3 protein-coding genes and 5 pseudogenes are annotated in these 8,438 nt (G+C 69.8%); 3 read left to right on the top strand and 5 right to left on the bottom strand.

Features of this window, described 5'->3' with window-relative positions; translation table 11 throughout:
• A partial coding sequence (locus x551_RS15250) for an AcvB/VirJ family lysyl-phosphatidylglycerol hydrolase (RefSeq protein ID WP_036249278.1) occupies positions 1-670 on the top strand: 670 nt, incomplete at its 5' end.
• Positions 671-716: 46 nt separating this feature from the next.
• On the opposite strand, the pseudogene x551_RS15245 reads toward x551_RS15250, so the two are convergent.
• A pseudogene (locus x551_RS15245) lies at positions 717-1,354 on the bottom strand (DsbA family oxidoreductase).
• Positions 1,355-1,412: 58 nt separating this feature from the next.
• Positions 1,413-2,632 (bottom strand): annotated as a pseudogene (gene phaZ / locus x551_RS15240) (polyhydroxyalkanoate depolymerase).
• A 132-nt stretch (positions 2,633-2,764) separates the two neighbouring features.
• On the opposite strand from phaZ, the pseudogene x551_RS15235 reads away from it, so the two are divergent.
• Positions 2,765-3,423, top strand: a pseudogene (locus tag x551_RS15235) (glutathione S-transferase family protein).
• Positions 3,424-3,486: 63 nt separating this feature from the next.
• Here the strand turns inward: x551_RS15235 and x551_RS15230 are convergent.
• The 3 genes and pseudogenes from x551_RS15230 to mfd all read right to left on the bottom strand — a co-directional run bounded on the left by x551_RS15230 (position 3,487) and on the right by mfd (position 8,193).
• On the bottom strand, positions 3,487-3,909 hold the full coding sequence (locus x551_RS15230; RefSeq protein WP_011829166.1) for a cupin domain-containing protein: 423 nt from the start codon (positions 3,907-3,909) through the stop codon (positions 3,487-3,489).
• Between the two features lie 91 nt (positions 3,910-4,000).
• Positions 4,001-4,718 (bottom strand): annotated as a pseudogene (gene serB / locus x551_RS15225) (phosphoserine phosphatase SerB).
• A gap of 2 nt (positions 4,719-4,720) precedes the next feature.
• Positions 4,721-8,193 (bottom strand): annotated as a pseudogene (gene mfd / locus x551_RS15220) (transcription-repair coupling factor).
• Between the two features lie 84 nt (positions 8,194-8,277).
• On the opposite strand from mfd, the gene x551_RS27940 reads away from it, so the two are divergent.
• Positions 8,278-8,438: 2-C-methyl-D-erythritol 4-phosphate cytidylyltransferase (locus tag x551_RS27940; RefSeq protein ID WP_173402815.1), on the top strand; the 161-nt coding region annotated here is incomplete at its 3' end.

Below are 8,438 nucleotides of genomic sequence, written 5' to 3'. Positions count from 1 at the left end.
GGCCACCCACCGCGTGTCGCTCGGCGCGCCACCGGCCCAGCTGGCCGACCTGCCGATCGTCGAGGTGCCGGCGACGGCGGCGGCCGGCAGCGATGCGGGCAACGCTCGGCGCTTCGCGGTGCTGTTGTCGGGGGACGGCGGCTGGGCCGGGATCGACAAGAGCATCGCCGCCGCGCTGGCGAAGCAGGGCGTGCCGGTGGCCGGTTTCGATTCGCTGCGCTACTTCTGGAGCGCGCGCACGCCCGAGGGCCTGGCCGCCGACCTCGACCGTCTGATCCGCTACTACGCCGCACGCTGGCAGCGCAGCGAGGTGCTGCTGATCGGCTACTCGCAGGGCGCCGACGTGCTGCCCTTCGCGATCAACCGACTGCCGGCCCGCACGCGCGCCAGCGTGCAACTGACGGCGCTGCTCGGCCTGGGCCAGAAGGCGGCGTTCGAGTTCCACGTGACCCACTGGATCGGCGCCAGCGGCGACCGCCCGATCGCCCCCGAGGCCCAGAAGCTGTCGGCCGCGGGCACGCTGTGCATCCACGGCAGCGACGAGCGCGATTCGCTGTGCCCCCAGCTCGCACCGAAGCACGTGCGCGCGCTGGCGCTGCCGGGCGGGCACCACTTCGGCGGCGACTACGACGCGCTGGCCGGTCGGATCCTGGAAGCGGTGCCGCGCTGAACGAGTGCCGGCGCGGATGGTGAGTCGGTGCCGGACGACGGGCCGTTCACGCCCGCCCGGCCAGCTCCCGCAATACCTGCTCGAACACCTCGACCGGCTGGCCGCCTTGAACCAGGTGCCGGCCGTCGATGACGATCGAGGGCACCGAATGGATGCCGCGGTCGAGCCAGAGCTGCTCCTGTTCGCGCACCTCGGCGGCAAACTCGTCCGACGCCAGCAGAGCCTGCGCGCGCTGCGGGTCGAGCCCCGCCTCGCCCGCCACGCGCACCAGCAGGCCGGGGTCGGCGACGTTCTCGCCGTCGGTGAAATAGGCGCGCAGCAGCGCGTGCTTCAGTTCGCGCTGGCGGCCTTCGAGGCCGGCCCAGTGCAGCAGCCGGTGGGCGTCGAAGGTGTTGCAGGTGCGGCTTCGGCGGCCGAAGCGGAAGCCCACGGTCTCACCGCGCACGCGGATCATCTCGGTGTTGCGCGCGCAGTCCTCCGGCGTGATGCCGTACTTGCGCGTGAGGTGGGCCACGATCTCTTCGCCTTCGGGCGGCATCTGCGGGTTCAGCTCGAAGGGCTGGACGTGCAGCTCGACGGACAGCTCGCCGTCCAGGCGCTGGATGGCCTGCTCCAGCGCGTTCAGGCCGATGGCGCACCAGGGCAGACCACATCGGACACGAAATCGATCTTCATCCTCTTCATGGAGGATCAGTCTAGCGGCGAAGCCCGGGCTGCGGCGCCGCAGGCCCGCAACGGGCCGTCACTGGCTCACGTGGATCAGCTCGCGCACCCGTGGGTAGATCTGCTGCTGCCAGCGCCGGCCGCTGAACACGCCGTAGTGGCCCACGCCGAGCTGCACGTGGTGGGTCTTGCGGAAGGGGGCGAGGCCACCGCACAGGTCGTGCGCGGCGACGGTCTGGCCGATCGAGCAGATGTCGTCGCGCTCGCCCTCGACGGTGAAGAGCGCGGTGCGGCGGATCGCCCGGGTGTCGACGGTGCGGCCGCGGTAGTTCAGTTCGCCCTGCGCCAGCGCGTAGTCCTGGAACACCAGTTTCACGGTCTCCAGATAGAACTCGGCGGCCAGGTCGTTGACCGCGAAGTACTCCTCGTAGAACTGCCGCGTGGCCTCGGCCTTCTCGATGTCGCCGGTGGCGATGTGGTGGTACAGGTCGGCGAAGGCCTTGCGGTGCCGGTCCGGGTTCATGCTCATGAAGGCGGTGAGCTGCAGGAAGCCGGGGTACACGCGCCGCATCGCGCCGGCATAGCGCAGCGGCACGTCGTGCACCAGGTTCTTCTCGAACCACTCGATCGGCTTGCTGGTCGCGAGCTTGTTCACCTCGGTCGGGTTGATGCGGCAGTCGATCGGGCCGGCCATCAGCGACATGCTGCGCGGCTGCGCCGGGTTGTCGTCCTCGCTCATCAGCGCCACCGCGGCCAGCGCCGGCACGCAGGCTGGCAGATCGCCATCAGGTGCGAGCCGGGGCCCATGGTCTCCAGGAACAGGATCAGGTGGTCGATGTACTCGTCCAGGCCGAACGGCCCCTCGGCCAGCGGCACATGGCGGGCGTTGTGCCAGTCGGTGATGTAGACGTCGTGGTCGGCCATCATCGTGCGCACCGTGTCGCGCAGCAGCGTGGCGAAGTGGCCCGACAGCGGCGCGGCGATCAGCACGCGCGGCTGGTCGGCCGGAGCGTCCTCGCGCACGAAGCGCAGCAGGGTGGCGAAGGGCGTGCTGGTCACCACCTCCTCGCGCACCTTCAGCTCGCGCTCGCCGACCCGCACGGAGCTGATGCGGAACTCGGGCCGCTGGTGCGTCAGCCTGGCGAGCGAGAACACCTCGCAGGCGGCAGCCAGCTTGCGCACCGCCGGCAGCTGCTTCAGGACGAACCACTCGTGGCTGAGGTAGCTCGCTGCGGTACTGGCCGCCGTCTGGAGCGGCGCCAGCAGATCGGTGTGGTTCTGGTAGGCCTGGTACATCATGGGCTGCCTCATCCCCCGTCGACAGGCGGGGTCATGCAAGGCACCGCAGGCAAGTTGCAGGCCATGCGGAGTCGCCGCCCCAGGCTGGCACAGCGATTGCGGGAGGGAGTGCACCTGGAGGACGGATGCACCATGGCCAAGGCCACGCTCACGATCAGCAGCAAGAACTATTCGTCGTGGTCCCTGCGCGGCTGGCTGCTCGCGCGCTTCGCGGGGCTGGACTTCAGCGAGCACGTCCTGCCGCCCGACGATCCGGGCGTGAAGGCCGAGATCCTGCTGCTGGCGCCTTCGATCCTGGTGCCGCGCTGCGCCACGACAAGGTCGACGTGTGGGACACGCTGGCGATCGCCGAGTACCTGCACGAGATCAAGCCCAAGGCCGGGCTGCTGCCGGCCGATCGTGCGGCGCGCGCGCACTGCCGGGCCGTCTGCGGCGAGATGCACTCGGGCTTCAGCTCGCTGCGCTCGGCGCTGCCGATGAACCTGAAGGGCAGTTTCCCGGGCTACAAGGTGTGGAGCCGGGCGCAGTCGGACATCGAGCGCGTGGTCGAGATCTGGTCGGACTGCCTGAAGCGCTACGGCGGTCCATGGCTGTTCGGTGAGCACCGCACGATGGCCGATGCGATGTACGCGCCGGTGGTCACGCGGCTCAAGACCTACGACGTGCGCATCAGCGACCGCGCCTGCATCGAGTACTGCCTGCGGGTGATGTCGATGCCCGAGATGCAGGAATGGATCGCGGCCGCGAAGACCGAGCCGGAGTCGATGGAGGAACTCGAAGTCGAGTTCTGACCGCCCGCCGTCACCGCCGGCCCGCTCCCGCCCTGGCGGGGGACGGAAACGGGCCCGGCGTTCTCAGAACCAGGCCTTGGGCGCCGGGATATCGCAGACCGGATCGACGTCGATGGTCTTGAAGTCGGCCGGGCCGACCACTTCCAGGTACTCCATGTCGGGCGAGTAGTCGAACAGGAAGTGGCGGACGCCCGGGCGCTGGTGCACGCAGTCGCCGGCAGAGACCAGCGTCTCCTGATCCTCGTACATGAACTTCGCCCAGCCCCGGAGCATGATCACGATGTGGAACTCCGCCTCATGGCGGTGCCACCCCGTGCCTTTCTCCGGTGCATTGTTCGCGATCACCAGCTGCGCGATCACCTTGCCGTTGGTGGCCTCGGCGATGCCCAGATCGCGGTAGAGGAAGAAATCGCGCAAGCCGTCGCTGCGGAAGTGGGTGTCGGTCGGCTTGACGTGGGAGAACTTCGTGGCGGTGCGATCGAGCATGGCGGGGCCCTCCGGGGTTGGTAATGGATTGCTGCTATGCACAAACCATTCCTGCCGGAGCGATCCGGCCTGCCCCGGGACAGGGCAGCGCTCAGTGCGGCGACATCACCTCGAGCAGACGGTCCAGCCCGCCCTGCTCGATCGATACCATCGCCTGCGCCCGCACCGCGGGCTTCGCGTGGTAGGCCACCGACAGGCCGGCAGCGCCCATCATCGGCAGGTCGTTGGCGCCGTCGCCCATGGCGATCGCGCGCGAGGGCGCGATGCCCAGCTGCGCACAGGTGGCGAGCAGCATCTTCCGCTTCTCCTCGCCATCGCAGATGTCGCCCCAGTCCTGGTCGACCATCCGGCCGGTGAGGGCGCCCTCGGCCACCTCGAGCACGTTGCTGCGGGTGAAGTCGAGGCCCAGCCGGTCGCGCACGTGGTCGCTGAAGAAGGTGAAGCCGCCCGAGACCAGCAGCTCCTCAGGCCCGCGGCCCGGCAGGCGCGCACCAGCGTCTCGGCGCCGGGGTTGAGCTGCAGGCGCTGGGAGAGCACCTGCTGCATCGCCGTCACCGGCACGCCTTCAGCAGTGCCACGCGCCGTCGCAGGCTGTCCTTGTAGTCGGCGATCTCGCCGCGCATCGCGGCCTCGGTGATGGCCGCGACCTCGGCCTTGCGGCCGGCCGCGTCGGCGATCTCGTCGACGCACTCGATGTTGATCAGCGTCGAGTCCATGTCGAAGGCGATCAGGCCGAAGTCCGGCAGCTTCATCGGCGGCGCGATGCCCCGCACGGTCAATCCCGGGGCGAACTCGGTCGGTGGCGTCATGCTCATGCGGAAAGGGCGGGGGTGGGCGTGCCGAGCGAGCGCAGCACGTCGCGGATGAACTGGGCGCGGGCCATCGGATCGGGCAATGCCTTCTCGATGCGCAGCTTGTCGTTGCCGGCCAGCTTGATGTGCCGGTTCTTCTGCACCAGCTCGATGATGCGCAGCGCGTCGACCGGCGCGTCGGGCCGGAAGCCGATGCTCATGGCCTGCGGGCCGGCGTCGATCTTGAGCACACCGTAGGCGCGCGCCTGCACGCGCAGGCGGTGCACGTCGAACAGCGTCTGCGCCTGCGGCGGCAGCTTGCCGAAGCGGTCGACGATTTCCTCGAGCATGGTGTCGATCTTGTCCAGCCGGTCGGCGCTGGCCAGCCGCTTGTAGAGCGACAGGCGCACATGCACGTCGCCGCAATAGGCGTCGGGCAGCAGCGCCGGCGCGTGCAGGTTGACGTCGGTGGCCACGTTCACCGGGTTCAGCAGGTCGGGCTCGCGGCCGGCCTTCATCTCGCGCACCGCGGTGGCCAGCATCTCGTTGTAGAGCTGGAAGCCGACCTCCATCATGTTGCCGCTCTGGTTCTCGCCCAGCACCTCGCCGGCACCGCGGATCTCCAGGTCGTGCATCGCGAGGTAGAAGCCCGAGCCCAGCTCCTCCATGTCCTGGATCGCCTGCAGGCGCTGCGCGGCCTGCTTGGTGAGGCCTTCCACATCGGGCACCAGCAGGTAGGCATAGGCCTGGTGGTGCGAGCGGCCGACGCGCCCGCGCAGCTGGTGCAGCTGTGCCAGGCCGAACTTGTCGGCGCGGCTCATCACGATGGTGTTGGCGGTGGGCACGTCGATGCCCGTCTCGATGATGGTCGAGCACAGCAGCAGGTTGTGCTTCTGCGCGACGAACTCGCGCATCACCCGCTCCAGCTCGCGCTCGGGCATCTGGCCATGGGCGACGGCGATGCGCGCTTCCGGAAGCAGTTCCTCCAGCGTGCGGCGGCGGTTCTCGATGGTCTCCACCTCGTTGTGCAGGAAGTAGACCTGACCGCCGCGCTTCAGCTCGCGCATCACCGCCTCGCGGATGGTGCCGTTGGACTCGCCGCGCACGAAGGTCTTGATGGCCAGCCGGCGCTGTGGCGCGGTGGCGATCACGCTCAGGTCGCGCAGGCCCTCGAGCGCCATGCCCAGGGTGCGCGGGATGGGCGTGGCGGTGAGGGTCAGCACGTCGACCTCGGCGCGCAGCGCTTCATGGCTTCCTTGTGGCGCACGCCGAAGCGGTGCTCCTCGTCGATGATCAGCAGCCCGAGGTTGGCGAACTTGGTGTCCTGGCTCAGCAGCTTGTGTGTGCCGACCACGATGTCGATCGTGCCCTCGGCCAGTCCGGCCATCGCCGCCTTGATCTCCTTGGCCGAGCGGAAGCGCGACATCTCGGCCACCTTGACCGGCCACTTGGCGAAGCGGTCGGCGATGTTCTGGTAGTGCTGCTCGGCCAGCAGCGTGGTCGGCGCCAGCAGCGCCACCTGCTTGCCGCCGGTGACCGCGACGAAGGCGGCACGCAGCGCCACCTCGGTCTTGCCGAAGCCGACGTCGCCGCACACCAGACGGTCCATCGGCTTGGGGCTGACCAGGTCCTGGATCACCGCGTGGATCGCGGCGCGCTGGTCGGCCGTTTCCTCGAAGCCGAAGCTGGCGGCGAAGGCCTCGTAGTCCTGCGGCGAGAAGCGGAAGGCATGGCCTTCACGGGCGGCGCGGCGCGCGTACAGGTTCAGCAGCTCGGCGGCGGTATCGCGCACCTGCTCGGCCGCCTTGCGCTTGGCCTTCTCCCACTGGCCGGAACCCAGCCGGTGCAGCGGCGCCTCCTCGGCGCTGACGCCGGTGTAGCGGCTGATGAGCTGCAGCTGCGCGACCGGCACGTAAAGCGTCGCCTTGTCGGCGTACTCGAGGTGCAGGAACTCGCTCGGCCCGTCGCCCAGGTCGATGTTGACCAGCCCCACGTAGCGGCCGATGCCGTGGTTGGCATGCACCACCGGGTCGCCGACCTTGAGCTCCGACAGGTCCTTGATCAGCGCGTCGACATCGCTGGTCTGCTCCTGCTTGCGGCGGCGCCGTACCGTGGGTGCGGCGTCGAACAGCTCGGTCTCGGTGACGAACTGGATGCCGGGCGTTCCCGACCCACGGACCCAGAAGAAGCCGCTCGCCAGCGGCGCGACGGTGATCGCGTAGCGGTGATCGCCGGCCTCGAAGTCCGCGAGCGAAGCGACCGTCGGCGGCTCCAGCTGGTGGTCGCGCAGCAGCTCCAGCAGGCTCTCGCGGCGGCCCTCGCTCTCGGCGACGAGCAGCACGCGCGGGCCGGCGCTGTCGGTGCCCTGCTTCGCGAGGTGCTGCTCCAGCTTGCGCAGCGGGTCGGGCGTGCCGCGCTCGACGGCCAGATCGGGCAGCGGGCGCACCCATTCGAGCGGGTCGCTGCCGCGCAGCGACAGCTGCGCATGGTCGTTGCAGCGCGCGAAGAAGGCGTCGGGCGGCAGGTAGATCTCCTGCGGCGGCAGGATCGGCCGCTCGGGGTCGTGCTGCAGGAAGCGGTGGCGCTCGCGCGTCTCGCCCCAGAACTTGTTCAGCGCTGCATCGACCTCGCCGTGCAGCACCAGTTCGGCCGCGGCGCCGAGGTAGTCGAACACCGTCGCCGTCTCGTCGAAGAACAGCGGCAGGTAGAACTCGATGCCGGGACCGGCCAGGCCGGTGCCCATGTCCTTGTAGAGGCGCGAGCGGCTCGGGTCGCCTTCCATCTTCTCGCGCCAGCGGGCGCGGAAACCGGTGCGGGCCGTCTCGTCCATCGGGAACTCGCGGCCCGGCAGCAGCCGCACCTCGGGCACCGGGTAGAGGCTGCGCTGGCTGTCGGGGTCGAAGGTGCGGATCGAGTCGACCTCGTTGTCGAACAGGTCCACGCGATAGGGCACCGGGGAGCCCATCGGGAACAGGTCGATCAGCCCGCCGCGCACCGCGTACTCGCCGGGCGACACCACCTGGCTCACGTGCTGGTAGCCGGCCAGCGTGAGCTGGGCCTTCAGCGCCGCCTCGTCGAGCTTCTGCTTCTGCACGAAGTGGAAGGTGTAGGCCGCCAGGAAGGACGGCGGCGCGAGCCGCAGCAATGCCGTGGTCGCCGGCATCAGCACCACGTCGATCGCGCCCTCGCTCCGCGCATGCAGGATGCGCCACAGCGTGGCCAGCCGCTCGGAGATCAGGTCCTGGTGCGGCGAGAAGCTGTCGTAAGGCAGCGTCTCCCAGTCGGGGAACACGGCGACGCGCAAGCCTGGCGCGAAGAAGGCCAGTTCGTCCTGCAGCCGCTGCGTGTCGGCCGGTTCGGCACTGATGACGGCGGTGATCTGCCCCTGCGCGGCGCGCTGCTCGGCGAAGCGCGCGAGCAGCAGTGCATCGGCCGAGCCGAACGGGCGGGGCAGGGTGTAGCGCTTGCCGGGGGCGAGGGCGGGGAGGTCCATGCGGTGAAGAAAGTCGAAAGCAGATCGCCCCGCCGCGGGAGCAGGCGGGGCGATCCACGGGGTGAATTCTAGAATCGGCATCCGATGACCCCGAATCCCGCTCTCGAGCCACCCCGGTGCTATGCGCTCGTGCCCTGTGCGGGCGTCGGCGAGCGGGCCGGCGTGGGGGGACCCAAGCAGTACCGCGAGATCGCCGGCCGCAGCGTCGTCGCGCACACGCTGGCGGCGCTGGCGCGCGTGGCGCG

It is taken from the genome of Methylibium sp. T29, from assembly GCF_000576205.1.
Taxonomy (GTDB): domain Bacteria; phylum Pseudomonadota; class Gammaproteobacteria; order Burkholderiales; family Burkholderiaceae_C; genus Methylibium; species Methylibium petroleiphilum.
This window is presented reverse-complemented; position numbering and strand designations above follow the sequence as displayed.